Consider the following 21,477-nt stretch of genomic DNA (forward strand, 5'->3'; position numbering starts at 1 on the left):
CACTCGGCAACGATGCCCATCCGGGCAACCGGAACGGAGGGACATGCAGACTCCACGTTCACGACGTGCGCTCGGGATCGGGGCGCTGCTCGCGCTGCTGGTCACCGCGCTGGTCATGGCCGGCGGTCCGGCGGCCACGGCGGCCGCCGGCGTCACGGAAACCTCTGGAGGAGGGTCCGAGTGCGCTCTCCCCGAACCCACCGACGACGACACGATCTCGATCCTGGGCCGCATCTGCGACCGACGTGAGTCACCCGCGGTCGGCGTCGAGGGCGTGCAGGTGACGGTGGAGGACGAGTCCGGTTCGCCCGTGGGCGAGGCCACCAGCGGCGCCGACGGGACCTTCGTGGTCGACCTGCCGGGCGACGCGGTCTCGCTGCTCGGCCAGAGCTTCACGGTCAGCCTCGCCGAGGACACCCTTCCCGAGGACACCGAGCCCGAGGTGCTCACCCGGACGGTGCCGATCAACCTCGACAGCGACCAGTCGGTGACCTTCCCGGTCGGCGAGGTCGGTCCGGGCGGCGGCGGCATGGCGGTCGAGGCGGTCCAGCTCGCGATCGGCGGCCTGGTGTTCTCCGCCCTGCTCGCGATGGCCGCGCTCGGCCTGTCGATGATCTTCGGCACCACCGGGCTCACCAACTTCTCCCACGGCGAGCTGATCACCTTCGGCGCCATCGTGGCCTTCGCGGTCGACCGGCTCCCCGGCCAGATCAGCATCGGCGGCGCCAACATCACCGTGGCGGTGGGCGTCGTCGTGGCGTTCATCGTGTCCGGCGCCTTCGGCTGGCTGAACGACGCCGCGCTGTGGCGTCCGCTGCGCCGGCGCGGCACCGGCATCGTGGCGATGATGATCGTCAGCATCGGCCTGTCGCTGTTCCTGCGGAACCTCTTCCAGTACTTCGCAGGTGCGCAGAGCCAGAACTACTCGCAGTACTCCGCGGTCACGCCGTACGAGTTCGGGCCGTTCCTGATCACGCCCAAGGAGATCGTGGTCTTCGTGCTCGCGATGGGTGTGCTGTTCGGGACCACCGCGCTGCTTCAGTACACCCGGGTCGGGAAGGCCACCCGAGCGGTCGCGGACAACCCCGCGCTCTCCTCGGCCACCGGCATCAACGTCGAGCGGGTGATCAACATCGTCTGGATCGGGGGCGCGGCGCTGGCCGGGCTGGCCGGCGCCCTGCTCGGGCTGACCCAGGGCTTCGACTACCAGATCGGCTTCAAGCTGTTGCTGCTGGTCTTCGCCGCGGTCGTCCTCGGCGGCCTCGGCACCATCTGGGGCGCGATCGTCGGCGCCTTCATCATCGGCCTGTTCACCGAGCTCACCACGCTCTTCGTGCCGGCCGAGTTCAAGTTCGTGGGCGCACTGCTGATGCTGATCCTGGTGCTGCTCGTCCGACCCCAGGGCCTGCTCGGCAAGGCCCAGCGGGTCGGCTGAGGGAAGGACGGACGACATGGACTTCATGAGCATCGTGGAGAACTCGCTCCAGCAGGCATTCGGTCCGACCGCGGTCATCTACTGCCTCGCGGCGATCGGCCTCAACGTGCACTTCGGCTACACCGGCCTGCTCAACTTCGGGCAGGCGGGCTTCATGATGGTCGCCGGCTACGCCCTCGGCGGCGCGGTCACGATCTACAGCTCCTCGCTGTGGATCGGCGCGATCGTCGGCGTCCTGCTCTGCGTGCTGCTGGCGCTGCTGCTCGGTGTCCCGACGCTGCGGCTGCGGGCCGACTACCTCGCGATCGTCACGATCGCGGCCGCCGAGATCATCAGACAGACGATCGGCGCCGCGGCGTTCTCCGACACCTTCGGCGGCCAGGACGGCATCACCGACTTCATCTCCGGCTTCCGGGCCCTCAACCCCTACAGCGAGGGGTTCTGGGTCTGGAGCGCCTACGACTTCTGGGTGATGACCGTCGGGTGGGTGCTCGTGGCCATCTGCTGCGTCATCGTCTGGCTGCTGATGCGCAGCCCCTGGGGCCGGGTGCTCAAGGGGATCCGGGAGGACGAGTACGCCGTCCGCTCGCTCGGCAAGAACGTCTACTCCTACAAGATGCAGGCGCTGATCATCGGCGGTGTCATCGGTGGCTTCGCCGGCATGATGACCTCGCTGCGCTCGGCGGCGGTCGGACCGTCGTTCTTCGCCACCGACGTGACCTTCTTCGCCTACACCGCACTGCTGATCGGCGGCGCGGCCCGGGTGCTCGGCCCGGTCGTGGGCTCGATCATCTTCTGGTTCCTGATCAGCTTCTTCGGGTCGTTCTTCAGCCAGGCCACGTCCGGGCCCGACCCCTTGATCCCCTCGTGGATCATGGACCCCAACCAGGCCAGCGTGATGCGGTTCATCCTCGTGGGCCTGGGACTGATGCTGCTGATGATCTTCCGACCACAAGGGATCTTCGGCGACCGAAGGGAGCTGGCGATCGATGCCCGCTGAACAGACCGACACCGCACCCGCCACCGCCGCCCCGGCGGCCGGCGCCGAGCTCTCCGCAGCGCGGAAGGCACTCCGCGAGGTCCCCCACGAGCCGGGGGCGCCCAAGCCGGACTCGATCCTGGTCGCCGACGACATCGTGCGGCAGTTCGGCGGCCTGACGGCCGTCGACGTGCAGCACGTGGAGATCCAGCGCGGGGTGATCACCGCCCTGATCGGCCCCAACGGAGCCGGCAAGACCACGTTCTTCAACCTGCTGACCGGCTTCGACCGACCGGACACCGGGACGTGGTCCTTCAACGGCAGGGGGCTGAACAGGGTCCCGGCGTACAAGGTGGCCCGGATGGGCATGGTCCGCACCTTCCAGCTCACCAAGGTGCTGGCCAAGCTCACGGTGATCGAGAACATGCGCGTCGGCGCGACCGGCCAGCGGGGCGAGAGCCTGATGTCGGCGATGTTCGCGCCGCTGTGGCGCCACCAGGAGACCGCCAACACCGAGAAGGCCGACGCCCTCCTCGAGCGGTTCCTCCTCATCAAGAAGCGCGAGGACTTCGCCGGCTCGCTGTCCGGGGGCCAGCGCAAGCTCCTCGAGATGGCCCGCGCCCTGATGGCCGACCCCGAGCTGGTGATGCTCGACGAGCCGATGGCGGGGGTCAACCCGGCCCTCAAGCAGTCCCTGCTGGGACACGTGAAGTCGCTGCGCGACGAGGGCCGCACGGTCCTGTTCGTGGAGCACGACATGGACATGGTGCGCGACATCTCCGACTGGGTGATCGTGATGGCCCAGGGCCAGATCGTCGCCGAGGGGCCGCCCGACTCGGTGATGAGCGACCAGCGCGTGATCGACGCCTACCTGGGCTCGCACCACGGCCAGGACCTGAGTGAGGACATGGAGGCCGAGATCCTCGCCGAGGCCCAGGCGGAGATCGACTCGGGCCACGAGGAGGAGAAGAAGTGAGCGACACCGAGGCACCGACCGTCGACCGGAGCGCGCACCTGAAGGCCGCCGAGGGCGCGGTGCTGCGCGCCGACGACCTGATCGCCGGCTACCTGCCCGGCGTCAACATCCTCAACGGTGCCGACCTCTACTGCCAGGAGGGTGAGCTGGTCGGCATCATCGGCCCCAACGGTGCCGGCAAGTCGACCCTGCTCAAGGCGCTGTTCGGGCTGGTGAAGATCAAGACCGGCACGGTGACGCTCAAGGGCGAGGACATCACCAACCAGCGCGCCGACGCCCTGGTGAGCAAGGGCATCGGATTCGTCCCCCAGAACAACAACGTGTTCCCGTCGCTGACCATCCAGGAGAACCTCGAGATGGGCGTCTACCAGCGTCCCTCGTCGTTCAGGAAGCGGTTCGAGTTCGTCGGCGACCTCTTCCCGGCGCTGCTCGACCGCCGCAGCCAGCGTGCCGGCTCGTGCTCGGGCGGTGAGCGGCAGATGGTCGCGATGGGCCGGGCGCTGATGATGGAGCCGTCGGTGCTGCTGCTCGACGAGCCCTCCGCCGGACTCTCCCCCGTCATGCAGGACGAGGTCTTCGTGCAGACCCGGCGGATCAACCGCGCGGGCGTCTCGGTCGTGATGGTCGAGCAGAACGCCGGTCGCTGCCTGCAGATCAGCGACCGCGGCTACGTCCTCGACCAGGGCCGCAACGCCTACACCGGCACCGGCAAGGACCTCGCCAACGACCCCAAGGTCATCGAGCTCTACCTCGGCACCCTGGCCCAGAAGAACTGACGCTCACCACGACGCCCCCCGGCCGCTCGGTCGGGGGGCGTCGTGCTGTCCGGCCCCGTGCAGGCGCCGGGCCCACACGCAACGGACCCCCGGCCGGGAGGGCCGGGGGTCCGTCGATTCAGCGTACGGACAGGCTGGTCACTCGACGATGCCGGAGACCTGGTCGACCTGCTTGTACTTGTTGCCCTTGCTGTACTCGTTGATGCCGATGGTGCCGGACGCCGGGCTACCGGTGTCGTTCATGTCGGTCGGACCGCTGGCACCTTCGTAGTCGATGTCCTCGCCGTCCTCGAGCAGCTGGGCGCACTCCTCGAACGTCGAGCACTGGGTGCCGTCCTTGGTGACGTTGATGATCTCGGCACCGATGGCCTCACCGTTGTCGCTGCCGGCCGCGATGGCCGCCAGACCGATGATGATCGCCGCGTCGTAGGACTGCGGGCCGTAGCTGAAGTCCTTCAGCTTGGGGTCGATCTCCAGCAGCCGGTCGTTGAACCCCGGGTCGGGGTCGCCGGACACGGGCAGGGTGCCCTTGACGCCGGTGAGGTCGAAGTTCTCGCTCGAGTAGTCGGCGAGGTTGCCGTCCACGAAGTAGATCTGGATGTCCTGCGGGCCGATCCCCTTGGCGATCAGCTGCGGGATGATCTTCGTGGTCTCCTCGAACGCCACCAGCACGAGCGCGTCGGGCTTGGAGGCCGCGATCTGGTTGACCTCCGCGGTGTAGTTCTGCGCGTCGGCGGCGTAGAGGACGAAGTCGGCGACGGTGGCGCCCTTCTCCTCCAGCGTCGTCTGGACCTGCTCGGCGAGACCCTCGCCGTAGAAGTCCTGGCGCGCCATGACGGCGACGTTGCTGAAGCCGTCCTCGACCGCGAGGTTGGCGAGCACCTGGCCCTGCAGCCGGTCCGACGGAGCGGTCCGGAAGTAGAGGCCGTTGTCGTCGTAGGTGTCGAAGCCCGCCGCGGTGTTGGCCGGCGAGAAGTGGACGACACCTGCGCCGGTGATCTTGTCGATGACGCTCACCGACACACCGGAGGCCGCGGCGCCGATGATGGCGTCGGCGTCCTGGTTGAACAGCTTGTCGACCTCGGCACCCGCGATGTCAGGGGTGCCGTCGCCCGAGTCGGCCTTGACGTTCACGACGTCCTGTCCGAGGACGCCACCCGCGGCGTTCATGTCCTCGACCGCGAGGTCGACTCCCGCGAACTCGGGCGGGCCGAGGAACGCCAGGTCGCCGGTCTGCGGCAGCAGGGAGCCGAGCGTCAGCGTGCCGTCGCCCTCGGGCGCGGCGCTGGTCTCCTCCTCGCTGGTGTTGGTGTCCGAGGCTTCGTCGTCGCCGCCGCCGCCACAGGCGGTGAGGACGAGCGCGGACGCAGCAAGCGCCGCACCAAGGCGGCGCGCACGGGTCAGGCGGATCATGGGGCCTCCGGGCTCACTAGTCATCTCCGGACTGCGCCGTCCGGAACTTGCGCAGAAACTATCCTCACCGGCGCCCGGAATGAAACAACTTCCGGTCAACGAACGAGGTCGTGTCCCATTTGTGACCAAATCGTTGGGCGAGGGTGGATCACGACGTGCCCGCGCCGGTGCCGTGGGTGACGACCCCCTCGGCGACCTCCCGCATCGAGCGGCGCAGGTCCATGGCGGTCTTCTGGATCCAGCGGAACGCGTCGGGCTCGCTGAGCCCGAGCTCGGCCTGCAGCACCGCCTTGGCCCGGTCGACGGCCTTGCGCGTCTCGAGGCGGTCCTGGAGCCCGGCGACCTCCTGCTCGAGGGTCTGCAGCTCGGTGAACCGGCTGGCCGCCATCTCGATCGCCGGCACCAGGTCGGCCGGCGAGAACGGCTTGACCAGGTAGGCCATGGCGCCGGCCTCGCGGGCCCGCTCGACCAGCTCGCGCTGGGAGAAGGCGGTCAGGATGACCACGGGGGCGATCCGCTCGCCGGCGATGCGCTCCGCGGCGGCGATGCCGTCGAGCACCGGCATCTTGACGTCGAGGATCACCAGGTCGGGGCGCAGCTCCTCGGCGAGCTCCACCGCCCGGGCCCCGTCGGCCGCCTGGCCGACCACCTCGTAGCCCTGCTCCCCCAGCATCTCGGCGAGGTCCATCCGGATCAGCGCCTCGTCCTCGGCGATCAGCACGCGCCGCGGCTGCAGGGGGGTCTGGCTCACCCGGTCAGGCTAGCGAGGGCCCTCCGCGCCGGCCGCATCGAGGGCGACGGGTGCGACCCGGGCCCTGGGGGCGGCGTACCGGTGGCGGAGGTAGAGCTCCACCTCGTCACGCTCCACCCGCAGTCGGCTCAGCGTCGTGGCCGCGTCCCGCGCGTTGGCCAGTGCCCGCTCGTTGCTCCGGACGCCGAGTCCCCACCACCACCCCATCGGTCCCTCCCTGCCTAATGTCTATTGTGTCACTAGACTTTAGCCGGAAAGGGTCCGGGTGCCAACCGTCGGCTACCGTGTCCCCGCCCACGCCGGGTTGGTGGAACTGGCAGACACTGCGCACTCAAAATGCGTTGCCCTCTGGGCGTGCGGGTTCGAGTCCCGCACCCGGCACGAAGTGTCAGCGGTCGCCGGGACACTGAATGGTGTGCCTCACGTGCGACCACAGGAAACCGTCGACAGCGCCTTGCGCGCATCGGATGACGGCATGTCAGACGCGGACAACGCCGTCCTGCACGGCGTCGCGATCAAGACGATTCGCCGATGGCGACGCGACTACCAGAGGCGGAACAAGCCGCGCGGACATCGCGCACATCATCGACCTGATGCACTGCGTGAAGCCTGGCTCGCGCCCACACACCAGGCGCGTTCCGGGGGCGGTCGTCGTCACCGCTCCTGGAAGCATTGGCCCTGCCTGTTCCCCCAGCACGGCCCAGGCCGCAAGCACGAGCGGCCGATCGTCCTCGAGGACTGGCAGCGTTCCCTCGTCGAGGCCCACCCCGGGGCGCTTCTGAGGGGGCTGTTCCACTCCGACGGCTGCCGGGTGAAGAACTGGACTCAAAGACTCGTGGCCGGCGAGATGAAGCGCTACGAGTACCCCAGGCGGCAGTTCACCAATCACTCCACGGACATCCGGGAGCTGTGCTGCTCGGCCCTCGACCAAGCGGACGTTCCCTGGCGACAGTCCAAGCGCTTCACCATCAGCGTGTCCCGCCGTGCGGCCGTGGCACGCCTAGGCGAGCTGATCGGACCCAAAGCCTGAGCTCAGCGATGGCCGCGGCGGTACGCCGGCGCCGCCTCGTTGATGGCGTCGCCCATCCGGTGGATCCGCAGCGCGTTGGTCGAGCCGGGGATGCCCGGCGGGCTGCCGGCGATGATCACGACGAGGTCGCCCTCCTGCACCCGGCCGATCTTCAACAGCTGCTCGTCGACCTGGCGCACCATCTCGTCGGTGTGCTCGACGGGGTCGGTACGGAAGGTCTCGACGCCCCAGGTGAGGGCGAGCTGGCAGCGGACCTTGTCCTCGGGCGTGAACGCCAGGATCGGGACCGGACCGCGCAGCCGGGACAGCCGCTTGGCGGAGTCGCCGGACTGGGTGAACGCGACGAGGTACTTGGCCTCGACGCGCTCGGCCACCTCGGCCGCCGCCTTGGCGATCACGCCGCCGCGCGTGCGCGGGTTCCACTCGATCGTCGCGACGTCACGGTGGGCGTGCTTCTCGACCTCTCCCGCGATCCGGTGCATGGTGCGGACCGCCTCGAGCGGGTACTTCCCGACGCTGGTCTCGCCCGAGAGCATCACCGCGTCGGCGCCGTCGAGGACGGCGTTCGCCACGTCGGAGGCCTCCGCGCGGGTCGGCTTGGGGTTGTCGATCATCGACTCGAGCATCTGGGTGGCCACGATGACCGGCTTGGCGTTGCGGCGGGCCAGCTCGACGACCCGCTTCTGCAGCAGCGGCACCTGCTCCAGCGGCATCTCCACGCCGAGGTCACCGCGGGCGACCATGAAGCCGTCGAACGCCTTGACCACGGCCTCGAGGTTGTCGATGGCCTGCGGCTTCTCGATCTTGGCGATGACGGGCAGCGACATGCCCTCCTCGCGCATGATCTCGCGCACCCGGTCGACGTCGTGGGCGGTCCGCACGAACGACAGCGCGATGAAGTCGACGGAGATCCGCAGCGCCCAGCGCAGGTCGTCCTCGTCCTTCTCCGACAGCGCCGGGACGCTCACGGCGACACCGGGCAGGTTGATCCCCTTGTGGTCGCTGACCGGTCCCCCGACCTCGACCTCGGTGTGCACGTCCTGACCGTCGACGTCGGTCACCCGCAGGTGGATCTTTCCGTCGTCGATGAGGATCTGGTCGCCCTTCTCGACGTCGCCGGGGAGACCGTCGTACGTCGTCCCGCAGACGGCCGCGTCGCCGGTGACCTCGCGGGTGGTGATCGTGAACCGGTCGCCGACGCGCAGCTCCGCGCTGCCGTCGGCGAAGCTGTCGAGGCGGATCTTCGGTCCCTGGAGGTCGGCGAAGATCCCCACGCCCTTGCCGAGCGCGTCGGCCGCGTCACGGACCCCGCGGTAGAAGCGCTCGTGGTCGGCGTGGGTGCCGTGGCTCATGTTGAGCCGGGCGACGTCCATGCCGGCCTCGACGAGCTCCCGGATCGACCGAGGGTCGCTGGTCGCCGGTCCGAGCGTGCACACGATCTTCGCCTTGGCCACGCCTCGACCCTAGCAGTTGGATCGATCCAACAGGCGTGGCCTCAGACCGAGATCGGGCGCTCCGTCGGCGGGATCGGGGCCGGCAGGTTGGTGGACCCCGTCAGGTAGCGGTCGACAGCCGCAGCGGCCGCCCGTCCCTCGGCGATCGCCCACACGATCAGCGACTGCCCGCGCCCGGCGTCGCCGGCCACGAAGACCCCGTCGACGGTGGACGCGTAGTCGCCGTCGCGCCGGATGTTCCCGCGCTCGTCGAGCTCGACACCCAGCTCCTCGACCAGCCCCGGCTGCTCGGGCCCGGTGAAGCCCATGGCCAGCAGCACCAGCTCGGCCGGGATCTCGCGCTCGGTCCCCTCGACCGGCTGGAAGTCCTGGTCGACGTCGACCAGCCGCAGCGCGCGCACGCGCCCCTGGTCGTCGCCGAGGAACTCCTGGGTGGAGGCGGCGTAGATCCGGTCCCCGCCCTCCTCGTGGGCCGAGGACACCCGAAAGGTCATGGGGTACGTCGGCCACGGCTGGCCGGCGGGGCGGTCCTCGGGCGGGCGCGCCATGATCTCGAGCTGGGTGATCGAGGCGGCCTGCTGCCGGATGGCGGTGCCGAGGCAGTCGGCACCGGTGTCGCCCCCGCCGATGATGACGACGTGCTTGCCGTCGGCGCGCACCTGGTCCTCGACCTCCTGGCCGAGCGAGGCGCGGTTGGACTGCGGCAGGTAGTCCATCGCCTGGTGGATGCCGTCGAGGTCGCGCCCGTCGATCGGCAGCTCCCGGCCGACCGTCGACCCGACCGCGAGCACGATGGCGTCGTACCGGTCTCGGAGCGCCTGGGTGGTGAGCCGGTCCGAGCCGACGTCCACGCCGGCGCGGAACACCGTCCCCTCGCGGCGCATCTGGTCGAGGCGCCGGTCGAGGTGCTGCTTCTCCATCTTGAACTCGGGGATGCCGTAGCGCAGCAGCCCGCCGATCTTGTCGGCGCGCTCGTAGACCGCCACGGTGTGGCCGGCGCGGGTGAGCTGCTGGGCAGCGGCCAGCCCGGCGGGTCCGGAGCCGACCACGGCGACGGTGCGGCCCGAGAGCCACTCCGGCGGCTGGGGGCGCACTGCACCGGACTGCCAGGCGCGGTCGATGATCGAGACCTCGACGTTCTTGATGGTGACCGGGTCCTGGTTGATCCCGAGCACGCAGGCCGGCTCGCAGGGGGCCGGGCAGAGCCGCCCGGTGAACTCCGGGAAGTTGTTGGTCGCGTGCAGCCGCTCGATGGCACCGTCCCAGTCGTCGCGCCACACCAGGTCGTTCCACTCAGGGATCAGGTTGCCGAGCGGGCAGCCCTGGTGGCAGAACGGGATGCCGCAGTCCATGCAGCGGCCGGCCTGGGTGCTGATGATCGGCAGCAGCGCCCGGCCCACCCCGTCGGGGTAGACCTCCTCCCAGTCGTGGACGCGCTCGTCGACCGGCCGCCGGGCGGCGACCTCGCGGCCGTTCTTGAGGAAGCCCTTGGGGTCAGCCATGCAACACCTCCATGATCCGCGTGGCGGCCGCGTCGTCGTCGAGGCCTTCCTCCTCGGCCTCGGCCCGGACGTCGAGCACGCGCTGGAAGTCGCGCGGCATCACCCGGGTGAACCGGGTGAGGGAGGCCTCCCAGTCGTCCAGCAGCTCCTCGGCCACCGTCGACCCCGTCTCCTCACCGTGCCGGGTCACCAGGTCCTTCAGCTCGTCGTGGGAGCTGGTGTCCTCGAACTCCGCAAGGGGCTGCAGCTCGACCAGCTCGGGGTTGACCCGGTCGGCGTCGAGGTCGAGCACGAAGGCGTAGCCGCCGGACATGCCGGCCGCGAAGTTGCGGCCCGTCGGGCCGAGCACCACGGCCCGGCCACCGGTCATGTACTCGCAGCCGTGGTCGCCGACGCCCTCGACGACCGCGGTGGCGCCGGAGTTGCGGACGCAGAACCGCTCGCCGACGTGGCCGCGGAGGAACACCTCGCCGCTGGTGGCGCCGTACGCGATGACGTTGCCGGCGATGATCTGCGTCGCCGCCTCGAAGGTGGCCGCCCGGTCGGGCCGCACCACCACCCGGCCACCGGAGAGGCCCTTGGCGACGTAGTCGTTGGCGTCGCCCTCGAGCCGGAGCGTGATGCCCGCCGGCAGGAAGGCACCGAAGGACTGGCCCGCCGATCCGGTGAAGGTGAGGTCGATGGTCCCGTCGGGCAGCCCCTCGCCCCGGTAGCGCTTGGTGACCTCGTGGCCGAGGATCGTGCCGACGGTCCGGTTGACGTTGCGGATCTCGAGCTGGGCACGCACCGGCTCCCCGCGCTCGAGGGCGGGCTCGGAGATCCGGACCAGCTCGTTGTCGAGCGCCTTGTCGAGGCCGTGGTCCTGCTGCCTGGTGCAGTAGAGGTCCTGGTCCTCGAACTGGCCGAACTCGCCGGCCCGGGACGCCTGGTGGAGGATCGGCGACAGGTCGAGCCCGGCGGCCTTCCAGTGGTCGACCGCCTCGCGGACGTCGAGCGCGTCGACCCGGCCGATCGCCTCGTCCAGCGAGCGGAAGCCGAGCTCGGCCAGCAGCTCGCGCACCTCCTGGGCGACGTACTCGAAGAACCTCACGACGAACTCGGGCTTGCCGCTGTAGCGCTTGCGGAGCACGGGGTTCTGGGTGGCGACGCCGACGGGACAGGTGTCGAGGTGGCAGACCCGCATCATGATGCAGCCGGAGACCACCAGCGGTGCGGTCGCGAAGCCGTACTCCTCGGCGCCGAGCAGCGCCGCGACCACGACGTCGCGGCCGGTCTTGAGCTGGCCGTCGGTCTGGACGACGATCCGGTCGCGGAGCCCGTTGAGCAGCAACGTCTGCTGGGTCTCCGCCAGCCCGAGCTCCCAGGGCCCGCCGGCGTGCTTGAGCGAGGTGAGCGGCGCCGCGCCGGTGCCGCCGTCGTGACCCGAGATCAGCACCACGTCGGCGTGCGCCTTGGAGACACCCGCGGCCACGGTGCCGACCCCGACCTCGGAGACCAGCTTGACGTGGATCCGGGCGCTCGGGTTGGCGTTCTTGAGGTCGTGGATCAGCTGCGCGAGGTCCTCGATCGAGTAGATGTCGTGGTGGGGCGGCGGGCTGATCAGGCCCACGCCGGGCGTCGAGTAGCGGGTCTTCGCCACCCACGGGTAGACCTTCTGCCCCGGGAGCTGCCCGCCCTCGCCGGGCTTGGCGCCCTGGGCCATCTTGATCTGGATGTCGTCGGCGTTGGTGAGGTACTCCGAGGTGACGCCGAACCGGCCCGAGGCGACCTGCTTGATCGCGCTGCGGCGCTCGGGGTCGTGCAGCCGGTCGCTGTCCTCGCCGCCCTCGCCGGTGTTGGACTTGCCGCCCAGCCGGTTCATCGCGATCGCCAGGGTCTCGTGGGCCTCGCGGCTGATCGAGCCGTAGGACATGGCGCCGGTCGAGAACCGCTTGACGATGGCGGACACCGGCTCGACCTCGTCCACAGGAATGGACTCCCGCCCGGTGTTCTCAGGGTCCCGGAACCGGAACAGTCCGCGCAGCGTCATCAGCCGCTGCGACTGCTCGTCGACCCGCTGCGTGTACTGCTTGAAGACGTCGTACTGCCCGGAGCGGGTGGAGTGCTGGAGCCGGAAGACGGTCTCGGGGTCGAAGAGGTGCGGCTCCCCCTCGCGGCGCCACTGGTACTCGCCGCCGACCTCGAGCTGGCGGTGGGAGGGCGCGATCCCGGCGCGCGGGTACGCCGTCGCGTGGCGGCGGGCCACCTCCTCGGCGATGGTGTCGAGGTCGACCCCGCCCAGCTTGGAGGTGGTGCCGGTGAAGTAGCGGTCGACGAGCGCCTGGGAGAGGCCGACCGCCTCGAAGATCTGGGCGCCGGTGTAGGAGGCCACCGTGGAGACGCCCATCTTGGACATCACCTTGAGCACGCCCTTGCCGAGGGCCTTCACCAGGTTGGCGACGGCCTGCTCGGGCTCGGCGGTGACGTAGTAGGCGTCGCGGGCGAGGTCCTCGACCGACTCCATCGCGAGGTAGGGGTTGACCGCCGCGGCACCGTAGCCGATCAGCAGCGCGACGTGGTGCACCTCGCGGACGTCGCCCGCCTCGACCAGCAGGCCGACCTGGGTGCGGGTCTTCTCGCGCACCAGGTGGTGGTGGACGGCCCCGGTCAGCAGCAGCGACGGGATCGGCGCCTTCTCCTGGGTCGAGTGCCGGTCGGAGAGCACGATCACGCGGGCGCCGTCCGCGATCGCCTCCGACACCTCGGCGCAGATCTCGTCGATCCGCTCCGCCATCGCCGCGCCGCCGCGCTCGACGTCGTACAGGCCGCGGGACACGTGGGTGATGAAGCCCGGCATATCGCCGTCGCGGTTGACGTGGCGGATCTTGGCGAGGTCGTCGTTGGTGATGACGGGGAAGGGCAGCACCACCTGGCGGCACGACGCCGGCGCGGGCTCCAGCAGGTTGGCCTCCGGCCCGATGGTGCCGGCGAGCGAGGTCACCAGCTCCTCGCGGATCGCGTCGAGCGGGGGGTTGGTGACCTGGGCGAACAGCTGGCTGAAGTAGTCGAACAGCAGCCGCGGCTTGTCGCTGAGCGCCGCGACCGGGGTGTCGGTGCCCATCGACCCGATCGGCTCGGCCCCGGAGTTCGCCATCGGCGTCAGCAGCACCCGGAGCTGCTCCTCGGTGTAGCCGAAGATCTGCTGGCGGCGGGTGACCGAGGCGTGGGTGTGGATGATGTGCTCGCGCTCGGGCAGGTCGTGGAGGTGGATCAGCCCGGCGTGCAGCCACTCGTCGTAGGGGTGCTCGGCGGCGAGCTCTCCCTTGATCTCGTCGTCCTCGATGATCCGGTGCTCGTCGGTGTCGACCAGGAACATCCGGCCCGGCTTGAGCCGGCCCTTGCGGGTGATCCGGGCCGGGTCGAGGTCGAGCACGCCGACCTCGGAGGCGAGCACGACGAGCCCGTCGTCGGTGACCCAGTAGCGCGAGGGACGCAGGCCGTTGCGGTCGAGCACGGCGCCGATCTGGGTGCCGTCGGTGAACACCACGCAGGCAGGCCCGTCCCAGGGCTCCATGAGCGTCGAGTGGAACTCGTAGAAGGACCTGCGCTGCTCGTCCATCTCGCCGTGGTTCTCCCACGCCTCCGGGATCATCATCAGCACGGAGTGCGGCAGCGACCGGCCACCCAGGTGCAGCAGCTCGAGCACCTCGTCGAAGGACGCCGAGTCCGACGCCCCCGGCGTACAGATCGGGTAGAGCCGCTCCAGCTCCCCGGGGATCAGGTCGGAGGCCAGCAGCGCCTCCCGGGCCCGCATCCAGTTCCGGTTGCCCATCACCGTGTTGATCTCGCCGTTGTGGGCGACGTAGCGGAACGGGTGGGCCAGGGGCCAGCTGGGGAAGGTGTTGGTCGAGAACCGCGAGTGGACGACGGCCAGCGCGGAGGCGATCCGCTCGTCGACCAGGTCGGGGTAGAAGTGGTCGAGCTGCTCGGTCGTGAGCATGCCCTTGTAGGCGAGGGTGCGGGCGGAGAGCGACGGGAAGTAGGCGTCGGTGTCGTTCTCGACGCGCTTGCGCAGGCAGTACGCCTGCCGCTCCAGCGCGATCCCGCCGACCCGGGAGCCGGCGCCCGCCACGAACAGCTGCGAGAAGGTCGGCATCACGCTGCGGGCGGTCGCCCCCAGGGTGTCGGGCTCGGTCGGCACGTCGCGCCAGCCGAGCACGGCCAGGTGCTCCTCGGCGGCCAGCTCCTCGATGCGCCTCCGGGTCTTGGTGACGGCGTCGTCGTCGCCGGGCAGGAACGCCGTGCCGACGGCGTACGCCCCGGGGTCCGGGAGCTCGAAGTCGACGACCGCGCGCAGGAATTCGTCGGGGACCTGCAGCAGGATGCCGGCTCCGTCGCCGGAGTTGGGCTCGGCGCCCGCGGCGCCGCGGTGGTCGAGGTTGCGCAGCGCGGTGCGGGCCTTCACGACGATGTCGTGGCTGGCCTCGCCGGTCAGCGTGGCCACGAAGGCGACACCGCAGGCGTCGTGCTCGTGGCGCGGGTCGTAGAGCCCTTGGGCGGGCGGCGGGAACGCGTGCGTTGACACTCGGCATTCTCCCGTCGTCGTCGGTCGCCGCCGTTCCCGGAGACTGCGCGGGGGTCGGGCGGCCGGGCGGCGATTCAGCGGGTGCGACGCAGGGGACGACGTTGGCCCAAGGCGCGCCGACACGCTATCACCCGGCGGTGGAGGGGTTCCTGTTCGTCTCGCGAGCGCGGACAACCGTCGGCCGGTAGCTCCACACCTCGCTGTGCACCCCGACCGGCGCCGGCGCCTCACCGCCGGCGCGCTCCGCCTCGCTGCGGTGGCCGTCGCGGAGCTCCGGAGAGCTCAGCCACGCCTGGAAGGACTCCTCGTCGCGCCACCGGGTGACCACCAGCCACGTGGTGCGCTCGTCGGTCGGCTGCAGCAGCTCGAAGCCCTCGAACCCGTCGGCGTCGTCCACGGCACCCGCCCGGGCGGCGAAGCGCCGGGCGAGCTCGTCCCCCGAGCCCTCGCGCACGGTGATGGCGTTGATCTTGACCACGGACATGCCACCACTGTGGCACGGCCGGTCGCGGTCAGTCCTCCGGCTGCCCGGTGGCGGGACGCATCAGGTGCCGTACGCCGAGGACGACCGCGACCACGCCGAGGACCACGGCGAGGGGCAGCCACACCCGCCCTCCCCCCACGGCCTCCAGGAAGGCGAATCCCACGGTGGTGTAGATCGTGGCCCACAGCAGGGCGCCCACCAGCAGCGCCGGCAGGTACCGGCGCAGCGGCATGCGGAGGCTGCCGGCCGCCAGGTGCACCGCGGTCTGGACCCCGACGGTGAGGAAGCTCAGGACCACCGCCGGCGCGCCGTACCTGCGGATGAGATCCTCGCCACGCCGGGTCGAGGGCCGGGAGGCCAGCTCGGAACGCCGGTCGACCAGCCCGCGGACGCCGCGGGCCAGCGCGTAGGTGGCGCCGGCCCGGAGGAAACCCACCGCGGTCAGGAAGAGGAAGAGCGGTACGGCGGGGAGGTCGGACACGGGCCCATCCTCCCCGGTCGGACCGCGCGGACTGCTACTCGGTGCCGGGCGCCGGCGTCCCGGGCTCCTCGCTCGGCTCCGCGGCGGCCGGTTCCCTGCGGACCTCGGTCTCCCGGCCCGGGTGCCGGCGGGCCGACCAGACGAACCAGGCGAGGGCGGCGACGAACAGCACGATCGAGGTCCACACGTTGAGACGCAGCCCGAGGACGTCGTCCATCTGGACGTCGTCGATCCGCAGGTACTCGATCCAGCCGCGCCCGGCGGTGTAGGCCATGACGTAGAGCGCGACGACGCGACCGTGCCCGAGCTGGAAGCGGCGGTCGGCCCAGACCACGACCACGAACGCCGCCAGGCACCACACGAACTCGTAGAGGAACGTCGGGTGGAAGGTGGTCCCGGCCGGGAACCCGGCCTCGAGGGCGGTGCCGTCGCTGACCTCGAGCGCCCAGGGCAGGTCGGTCTGACGGCCGAAGAGCTCCTGGTTGAAGTAGTTGCCCCAGCGACCGAGCGCCTGGGCGACCAGCACGCCGGGGGCGATGGCGTCGAGCACCGGCAGCAGCTTGATCCCCTTGCGGCGGGCGCCGATCACGACGCCGACGGCTCCCAGCGCGATGGCCCCCCAGATCCCGAGCCCGCCGCGCCACACGTAGAGCGCGGCCCACGGGTTGTCGGGGAAGTAGAGCTGCCAGTCGGTGACCACGTGGTAGAGCCGACCGCCCACCATGCCGAACGGCACCGCCCAGATCGCGAGGTCGGTGACCTCGCCCTGGCGACCGCCGCGCGCGACCCAGCGCCGCTCCCCGATCCAGACCGCCGCGACGATGCCGAGGATGATCGAGAGCGCGTAGGCCCTCAGCGGGACCGGCCCGAGGTACCACACGCCCTCGGCCGGGCTCGGGATGCTCCACACGATGTTCACGGCCACCTCCGGGCTCATGCGCCTGCGACCTCGCCGGTCAGCAGGGTGTGGACGTCCGCAGCGAACTCGGCGGCCGAGGTGCCCTCGGTCCAGACGATCGGCACCCGGTCGTCGGCGTCGATCCCGACGACGGGCGTGCTGTGGATGACCTCGTACCCCCCGCTGGGGAGCTTCTCCCCCTTCTCGACCGCGATCCCGAGGTCCGCGCCGACCGCGGTGATCCTGTCGAGCGCGCCGGTGAGGCCGACGAACGTCGGGTCGAACCGGTCGAGGTAGGTGCGCAGCACCTTCTCGTCGTCTCGGGCCGGGTCGGTGGTGACGAAGACGACGTCGACCTCGTCGCGGTCGGCCTCCGGGAGCCGGGTCATCGCGCTGGCCAGGCTGGACATCACGACCTGGCAGATGTCGGGGCAGTGGGTGTAGCCGAAGAACACCAGCGTCAGGCGGGCGTCGGTGTCGGCCGTGAGCGAGTAGGGCTCGCTGTCGGTGTCGGTCAGCCGGGTGTCGGGGACGACGTACGGCTCGTCGAGCACCGCGCCGGCGAGGTCGCCCTCCTCGGGACCGCCCCCGCCGCACCCGGCCAGCAGGGTCACCACCAGCAGGCCCGCCAGGCCGCGCAGGAGCCGCTCACCCACGCCGGACTCCCCCGGCCAGGTCCTCGGCCAGGGCCGCCACCGCCCGCAGCCCCGCGGCCCGGTCGTCGGCGTGGTCGAGGAGCACGCGCACGAACGCCGAGCCCACGATCACGCCGTCGGCGTACGACGCCACCTCGGCGGCCTGGTCGCCGTTGCTCACCCCCAGCCCGACCGCCACCGGCAAGTCGGTCCCCGTTGGGGTGAGTGCCTTCGTGCGCGCGACGAGCGGGGCCGCGAGCTCGCTCGTGGTGGCCCGGGCACCGGTCACGCCCATCACGGCCGTCGCGTAGACGAACCCGCGGCAGGCGGCCGTGGTCATGGCGATCCGGGCGTCGGTCGAGCTCGGCGCGACGAGGAAGACCTTGTCGAGGTCGTGCGCGTCGGCGGCGGCGATCCACTCCTCCCCGCTGTCCGGGGTGAGGTCGGGCGTGATCAGCCCGGCTCCCCCGGCCGCCGCGAGGTCGGCGGCGAACCGCTCGACCCCGCTCCGCCCACGGCTCCGGCCGCTGTCGCGTCCGTAGCTCTCCACGGGGTTCCAGTAGGTCATCACGAGCGTGGGCACGCCGGTCGCGGCGACCGCCTCGACGGTGCGGAGCACGTCACGGGTGCGGACCCCGCCGTCGAGGGCCTGCTGGGCGGCGGCCTGGATGGTGGGGCCGTCCATCACCGGGTCGCTGTAGGGGAGGCCGACCTCGATCACGTCGCAGCCGGCGTCGACGATGGCGCGCAGCGACTCGATCCCCCCGGCGACGTCGGGGAAGCCCGCCGGGAGGTAGCCCACCAGCGCGGCGCGGCCCTCCGCCGCGGCCTGGTCGAACGCGGTGGTCACCGTGGGACTCATCCGATCGGCTCCTCGGTGGCCGACTCGGGGTCGAGCCCGAACCACTCGATCGCCGTCCCCATGTCCTTGTCGCCCCGTCCGCTCAGGTTGACCAGCAGGATGGCGTCCGGGCCCTTCTCGTCCGCGAGCCGCTTCGCGACGCCCAGGGCGCCCGCGAGCGCGTGCGCGGACTCGATGGCCGGGATGATCCCCTCGGTCCGGCTCAGCAGGGCCATGGCGTCCATCGCCTCGGCGTCGGTCACCGGGAGGTAGGTGGCGCGGCCCTGCGAGGCGAGGTGGGCGTGCTGCGGCCCGACGCCCGGGTAGTCGAGCCCGGCGGAGATGGAGTGCGACTCGACGGTCTGGCCGTCCTCGTCCTGCAGCACGTAGGTGCGGGCCCCGTGGAGCACGCCGGCCGCGCCGGCCGAGATGGTGGCGGCGTGCCGACCGGTCTCGATCCCGTCACCCGCGGGCTCGAGGCCGAGGATCGCCACGTCGGGGTCGTCGAGGAAGGCCGTGAACAGCCCGATCGCGTTCGAGCCGCCGCCGACGCACGCCGCCACGGTGTCGGGCAGCCTGCCGAACCGGTCGAGGCACTGCTGGCGGGCCTCGTCGCCGATCCCTCGGCACAGGTCGCGCACCATGCTCGGGAACGGGTGTGGACCGGCCGCCGTACCGAAGAGGTAGGCGGTGTGGTCGACGCTGGCCACCCAGTCGCGCAGCGCCTCGTTGATGGCGTCCTTGAGGGTGGCGCTGCCGGACGCCACCGGCACCACCTCGGAGCCGAGCAGTTTCATCCGCGCGACGTTGAGGGCCTGGCGGCGGGTGTCGACCTCGCCCATGTAGACGGTGCAGTCGAGCCCGAAGTACGCCGCCGCCGTGGCCGCCGCGACGCCGTGCTGTCCGGCGCCGGTCTCGGCGATCACCCGCGGCTTGCCCATCCGGCGGGTGAGCAGCGCCTGCCCGAGCACGTTGCGGATCTTGTGGGCACCGGTGTGGTTGAGGTCCTCGCGCTTGAGCAGCACGGTCACGCCGAGCTGCCGGCTGAGCCGCTCGGCGTGGTAGAGCGGGCTCGGGGTGTTGGCGAAGTCGCGGAGGATCGCCTCGAACTCCTGCTGGAAGGTCGGGTCGGCCTTCGCCTCCTGCCACGCCACGTCGAGCTCGTCGAGCGCTGCCACCAGGGCCTCGGGCATGAAGCGGCCGCCCCAGCCGTGCTGCGGGTCCCCGAAGTAGCCGCGCTCGTCGGCGTCCCACGTGCCGCGCTGCTGGCTCATGCCGTCACTCCCGTCATCGTCCGGACGGCGCCCTCGGGGTCGCCGTCGCGCACCAGGGCCTCACCGACCAGCACCACCCGGGCGCCGAGGCCGACGTAGGTCGCCACGTCGTCGGGGCCGGTGATGCCGGACTCGGCCACGAGCACCCGGTCGTCCGGGACCAACGGTGCCAGCCGCGCCAAGGCGTCGGGGTCGACGTCCAGCGTGCGGAGGTTGCGCGCGTTCACCCCGACCAGCTCGGCGCCCAGGGCGACGGCGCGTTCGGTCTCGGCCTCGTCGTGCACCTCGACCAGCACCGTCAGGCCGAGCCCGCGCGCCTCGTCGTGGAGGCGGCGCAGCGTGTCGTCGTCGAGCGCGGCCACGATCAGCAGGGCGAGGTCGGCGCCGGCGGCGCGTGCCTCGAGCAGCTGGTACGGCTCGACCATGAAGTCCTTGCGCAGCAGCGGTACGTCGACCGCGGCGCGGACCGCACGCAGGTCGTCGAGGCTGCCACCGAACCGGCGCTCCTCGGTGAGCACGCTGATCGCGGCCGCCCCGCCGGCGGCGTAGCGGCGGGCCAGCTCGGCCGGGTCGGGGATGTCGGCCAGGTCGCCCTTGCTGGGGCTGCGCCGCTTCACCTCGGCGATCACGCTGGCCCCGGGCGCGCGGAACGCCGGCATCGGGTCGCGCGGCGGGTCGACGTCGGCCAGAGCGGCACGCAGGTCGGCCACCGGGGTCGCCTGCTGTCGGCGGTCGAGGTCGACCCGGACGCCGGCGACGATGTCGTCCAGGACGGACATGCGGGGAGTCCTCAGTGGTCGGAGCTGTTGAGACCCATCTTCGCCATCACCGCGAACACCACGAGGGCGCCGACGCCGAGGGCGCAGCCCACCCAGAAGAGGGTCATGCTGACGGGGTCGAGCATCAGGCCGACCCCACCCACGACGAAGCCGACGATGGCGACCGTGACGCCGGTCCACGCGGCCGGGGTGTTGCCGTGGTTGTCAGCCATGCGGATGCTCCTCGGGGCCTGGTCAGGTGCACGGTCGGGCGATGCGCGCCAAGTGTAGTGAAAGCCGTCAGGCGGTCGGGTCACGACCCTCGTCGAGCTGCTTCCACAGATCGAGGTTGGTCCGCTCCTCCAGGGGCACGTCGTCGTCCTGCGCCGCACCCGGCGCGTCGTAGCGGCTGCCCATCTCCGGCCACGCCGGGCACCAGGCGACGGCCAGCGCCGTGGTCGCCACCGAGACCAGGGCCGCGACCGCTGCCGCCCAGAACCACCCGGTCATCTCCGTGCCGATCGAGCCGGCCCCGGGCGAGAGCTGCTCGCTCACCGAGTCCGGCAGCTGTGACCACCCTGTCCAGGTCACCGCGCAGAGCCCGAGCGAGCCGACGAGGCCCAGCCCCGCCACCACCCGCCGGACCCGCCCCCGGGTGACCAGCAGGACGCCCCACGCGGCCAGCACCACCAGGCTCAGCGTCGCGGCCAGCGCCATCTCGCCCACGCCGTCGAGGCCGACGGCGGCCAGCGCCGCCGAGCTGCTGTCGGGCTCGGCGACCCGGACCCAGGGGCGGGAACCGGCGACGGCCGCCAGGATCGCCGCGGCCACGCCCGCACCGAGGACCGGTACGAACGTGCGGCGGCGCTCCGGGGAGTGCTCAGGCACGGTGGACCAGGCCGGCGTCGAAGCAGGTGCGGTCACCGGTGTGGCAGGCCACGCCCTCCTGGTCGACCCGGACCAGCAGCGTGTCGCCGTCGCAGTCGAGCCGGACCTCACGGACGTGCTGCACGTTGCCCGAGGTCTCGCCCTTGACCCAGTACTCCTGCCGCGACCGCGACCAGTACGTCGCCCGGCCCGAATCGAGGGTGCGCGCCAGGGCCACGTCGTCGACCCAGCCGAGCATCAGCACCTCGCCGGTGTCGTGCTGCTGCACCACCGCCGGCACCAGCCCCTCGGCGTTCCAGTGCACGCGGTCGGCGATCGCGGGGTCGAGAGTGGTCACT

General features: G+C 71.3%; 21 protein-coding genes and 1 tRNA gene. 6 read left to right on the top strand and 16 right to left on the bottom strand.

From position 1 onward, the window contains the following. Window positions 1-43 precede the first annotated feature (43 nt). Genes ACQ1X7_RS13320 through ACQ1X7_RS13335 form a run of 4 tightly spaced genes read left to right on the top strand, consistent with a single transcriptional unit; the run spans window position 44 to window position 4,166 of the window. Complete coding sequence (locus ACQ1X7_RS13320; protein WP_432478684.1) at window positions 44-1,435, top strand: ABC transporter permease subunit; 1,392 nt, start codon at window positions 44-46, stop codon at window positions 1,433-1,435. Window positions 1,436-1,451: 16 nt separating this feature from the next. Further along, complete coding sequence (locus ACQ1X7_RS13325; RefSeq protein WP_432478685.1) at window positions 1,452-2,435, top strand: branched-chain amino acid ABC transporter permease; 984 nt, start codon at window positions 1,452-1,454, stop codon at window positions 2,433-2,435. After that, window positions 2,425-3,390 carry an ABC transporter ATP-binding protein gene (locus tag ACQ1X7_RS13330; protein WP_432478686.1) on the top strand — a complete coding sequence of 322 codons (966 nt, stop codon included), beginning with the start codon at window positions 2,425-2,427 and terminating at the stop codon, window positions 3,388-3,390. The genes ACQ1X7_RS13325 and ACQ1X7_RS13330 overlap by 11 nt, the downstream gene beginning before the upstream one ends. Further along, window positions 3,387-4,166, top strand: a complete 780-nt coding sequence (locus ACQ1X7_RS13335) for an ABC transporter ATP-binding protein (protein WP_432478687.1) — start codon at window positions 3,387-3,389, stop codon at window positions 4,164-4,166. The genes ACQ1X7_RS13330 and ACQ1X7_RS13335 overlap by 4 nt, the downstream gene beginning before the upstream one ends. A 138-nt stretch (window positions 4,167-4,304) precedes the next feature. Here the strand turns inward: ACQ1X7_RS13335 and ACQ1X7_RS13340 are convergent, their stop codons facing one another. The 3 genes from ACQ1X7_RS13340 to ACQ1X7_RS13350 all read right to left on the bottom strand — a co-directional run bounded on the left by ACQ1X7_RS13340 (window position 4,305) and on the right by ACQ1X7_RS13350 (window position 6,537). Next, window positions 4,305-5,579 (bottom strand): ABC transporter substrate-binding protein, encoded by a 1,275-nt coding sequence (locus tag ACQ1X7_RS13340; RefSeq protein ID WP_432478688.1) that lies wholly within the window; start codon window positions 5,577-5,579, stop codon window positions 4,305-4,307. A gap of 148 nt (window positions 5,580-5,727) precedes the next feature. Continuing rightward, on the bottom strand, window positions 5,728-6,330 hold the full coding sequence (locus tag ACQ1X7_RS13345) for an ANTAR domain-containing response regulator (RefSeq protein ID WP_432478689.1): 603 nt from the start codon (window positions 6,328-6,330) through the stop codon (window positions 5,728-5,730). Window positions 6,331-6,339: 9 nt separating this feature from the next. Then, window positions 6,340-6,537: a hypothetical protein gene (locus tag ACQ1X7_RS13350; RefSeq protein ID WP_432478690.1), complete on the bottom strand. Its 198-nt coding sequence runs from the start codon at window positions 6,535-6,537 to the stop codon at window positions 6,340-6,342. Between the two features lie 91 nt (window positions 6,538-6,628). Here ACQ1X7_RS13350 and ACQ1X7_RS13355 point away from each other — a divergent pair. Together ACQ1X7_RS13355 and ACQ1X7_RS13360 are read left to right on the top strand one after the other, a co-directional pair. Next, window positions 6,629-6,711 (top strand) — tRNA-Leu (locus tag ACQ1X7_RS13355). 94 nt (window positions 6,712-6,805) lie between these two features. Then, a complete protein-coding gene (locus ACQ1X7_RS13360; RefSeq protein WP_432478691.1) occupies window positions 6,806-7,360 on the top strand; it encodes a transcriptional regulator in 555 nt (184 codons plus the stop codon). Between the two features lie 2 nt (window positions 7,361-7,362). Here ACQ1X7_RS13360 and pyk read toward each other — a convergent pair whose 3' ends face one another. From pyk to hisI, 13 genes are all read right to left on the bottom strand, one after another. Further along, a complete protein-coding gene (pyk, locus tag ACQ1X7_RS13365; protein WP_432478692.1) occupies window positions 7,363-8,814 on the bottom strand; it encodes a pyruvate kinase in 1,452 nt (483 codons plus the stop codon). 41 nt (window positions 8,815-8,855) lie between these two features. After that, window positions 8,856-10,316, bottom strand: a complete 1,461-nt coding sequence (locus tag ACQ1X7_RS13370; protein ID WP_432478693.1) for a glutamate synthase subunit beta — start codon at window positions 10,314-10,316, stop codon at window positions 8,856-8,858. Continuing rightward, window positions 10,309-14,880, bottom strand: a complete 4,572-nt coding sequence (gltB, locus tag ACQ1X7_RS13375) for a glutamate synthase large subunit (RefSeq protein WP_432478694.1) — start codon at window positions 14,878-14,880, stop codon at window positions 10,309-10,311. The genes ACQ1X7_RS13370 and gltB overlap by 8 nt, the downstream gene beginning before the upstream one ends. Window positions 14,881-15,007: 127 nt before the next feature. Continuing rightward, complete coding sequence (locus tag ACQ1X7_RS13380) at window positions 15,008-15,364, bottom strand: antibiotic biosynthesis monooxygenase family protein (RefSeq protein ID WP_432478695.1); 357 nt, start codon at window positions 15,362-15,364, stop codon at window positions 15,008-15,010. A gap of 28 nt (window positions 15,365-15,392) precedes the next feature. Further along, entirely contained in the window at window positions 15,393-15,845 is a 453-nt protein-coding gene (locus ACQ1X7_RS13385) for a DedA family protein (protein WP_432478696.1), read from the bottom strand. A 34-nt stretch (window positions 15,846-15,879) separates the two neighbouring features. Then, the gene (gene lgt, locus ACQ1X7_RS13390) at window positions 15,880-16,782 is read right to left on the bottom strand and encodes a prolipoprotein diacylglyceryl transferase (protein WP_432478697.1); all 903 of its coding nucleotides are present in this window, start codon (window positions 16,780-16,782) and stop codon (window positions 15,880-15,882) included. After that, the gene (locus ACQ1X7_RS13395; RefSeq protein ID WP_432478698.1) at window positions 16,779-17,399 is read right to left on the bottom strand and encodes an SCO family protein; all 621 of its coding nucleotides are present in this window, start codon (window positions 17,397-17,399) and stop codon (window positions 16,779-16,781) included. The genes lgt and ACQ1X7_RS13395 overlap by 4 nt, the downstream gene beginning before the upstream one ends. After that, the gene (gene trpA, locus ACQ1X7_RS13400) at window positions 17,392-18,240 is read right to left on the bottom strand and encodes a tryptophan synthase subunit alpha (RefSeq protein WP_432478699.1); all 849 of its coding nucleotides are present in this window, start codon (window positions 18,238-18,240) and stop codon (window positions 17,392-17,394) included. The genes ACQ1X7_RS13395 and trpA overlap by 8 nt, the downstream gene beginning before the upstream one ends. Next, window positions 18,237-19,493, bottom strand: a complete 1,257-nt coding sequence (trpB, locus tag ACQ1X7_RS13405; protein ID WP_432478700.1) for a tryptophan synthase subunit beta — start codon at window positions 19,491-19,493, stop codon at window positions 18,237-18,239. Before trpB ends, trpA begins: the two co-directional genes overlap by 4 nt. Then, the gene (gene trpC / locus ACQ1X7_RS13410) at window positions 19,490-20,272 is read right to left on the bottom strand and encodes an indole-3-glycerol phosphate synthase TrpC (protein ID WP_432478701.1); all 783 of its coding nucleotides are present in this window, start codon (window positions 20,270-20,272) and stop codon (window positions 19,490-19,492) included. Before trpC ends, trpB begins: the two co-directional genes overlap by 4 nt. Before the next feature lie 11 nt (window positions 20,273-20,283). Beyond that, window positions 20,284-20,484, bottom strand: a complete 201-nt coding sequence (locus ACQ1X7_RS13415; protein ID WP_432478702.1) for an HGxxPAAW family protein — start codon at window positions 20,482-20,484, stop codon at window positions 20,284-20,286. Between the two features lie 67 nt (window positions 20,485-20,551). After that, window positions 20,552-21,139: a Trp biosynthesis-associated membrane protein gene (locus ACQ1X7_RS13420; protein ID WP_432478703.1), complete on the bottom strand. Its 588-nt coding sequence runs from the start codon at window positions 21,137-21,139 to the stop codon at window positions 20,552-20,554. After that, window positions 21,132-21,476 carry a phosphoribosyl-AMP cyclohydrolase gene (gene hisI / locus ACQ1X7_RS13425; protein WP_432478704.1) on the bottom strand — a complete coding sequence of 115 codons (345 nt, stop codon included), beginning with the start codon at window positions 21,474-21,476 and terminating at the stop codon, window positions 21,132-21,134. The genes ACQ1X7_RS13420 and hisI overlap by 8 nt, the downstream gene beginning before the upstream one ends. Between the last annotated feature and the right edge of the window lies 1 nt (window position 21,477).

Source organism: Nocardioides sp. GXQ0305, from assembly GCF_050880345.1.
Classification (GTDB): domain Bacteria; phylum Actinomycetota; class Actinomycetes; order Propionibacteriales; family Nocardioidaceae; genus Nocardioides.

Coding starts and splice junctions, on each gene's coding strand:
- ACQ1X7_RS13320 (WP_432478684.1), top strand. CDS start 44: ATGCAGACTCCACGTTCACGACGTGCGCTCGGGATCGGGGCGCTGCTC.
- ACQ1X7_RS13325 (WP_432478685.1), top strand. CDS start 1,452: ATGGACTTCATGAGCATCGTGGAGAACTCGCTCCAGCAGGCATTCGGT.
- ACQ1X7_RS13330 (WP_432478686.1), top strand. CDS start 2,425: ATGCCCGCTGAACAGACCGACACCGCACCCGCCACCGCCGCCCCGGCG.
- ACQ1X7_RS13340 (WP_432478688.1), bottom strand. CDS start 5,579: ATGATCCGCCTGACCCGTGCGCGCCGCCTTGGTGCGGCGCTTGCTGCG.
- ACQ1X7_RS13350 (WP_432478690.1), bottom strand. CDS start 6,537: ATGGGGTGGTGGTGGGGACTCGGCGTCCGGAGCAACGAGCGGGCACTG.
- ACQ1X7_RS13360 (WP_432478691.1), top strand. CDS start 6,806: ATGTCAGACGCGGACAACGCCGTCCTGCACGGCGTCGCGATCAAGACG.
- ACQ1X7_RS13370 (WP_432478693.1), bottom strand. CDS start 10,316: ATGGCTGACCCCAAGGGCTTCCTCAAGAACGGCCGCGAGGTCGCCGCC.
- ACQ1X7_RS13380 (WP_432478695.1), bottom strand. CDS start 15,364: ATGTCCGTGGTCAAGATCAACGCCATCACCGTGCGCGAGGGCTCGGGG.
- lgt (WP_432478697.1), bottom strand. CDS start 16,782: ATGAGCCCGGAGGTGGCCGTGAACATCGTGTGGAGCATCCCGAGCCCG.
- trpA (WP_432478699.1), bottom strand. CDS start 18,240: ATGAGTCCCACGGTGACCACCGCGTTCGACCAGGCCGCGGCGGAGGGC.
- trpB (WP_432478700.1), bottom strand. CDS start 19,493: ATGAGCCAGCAGCGCGGCACGTGGGACGCCGACGAGCGCGGCTACTTC.
- trpC (WP_432478701.1), bottom strand. CDS start 20,272: ATGTCCGTCCTGGACGACATCGTCGCCGGCGTCCGGGTCGACCTCGAC.
- ACQ1X7_RS13415 (WP_432478702.1), bottom strand. CDS start 20,484: ATGGCTGACAACCACGGCAACACCCCGGCCGCGTGGACCGGCGTCACG.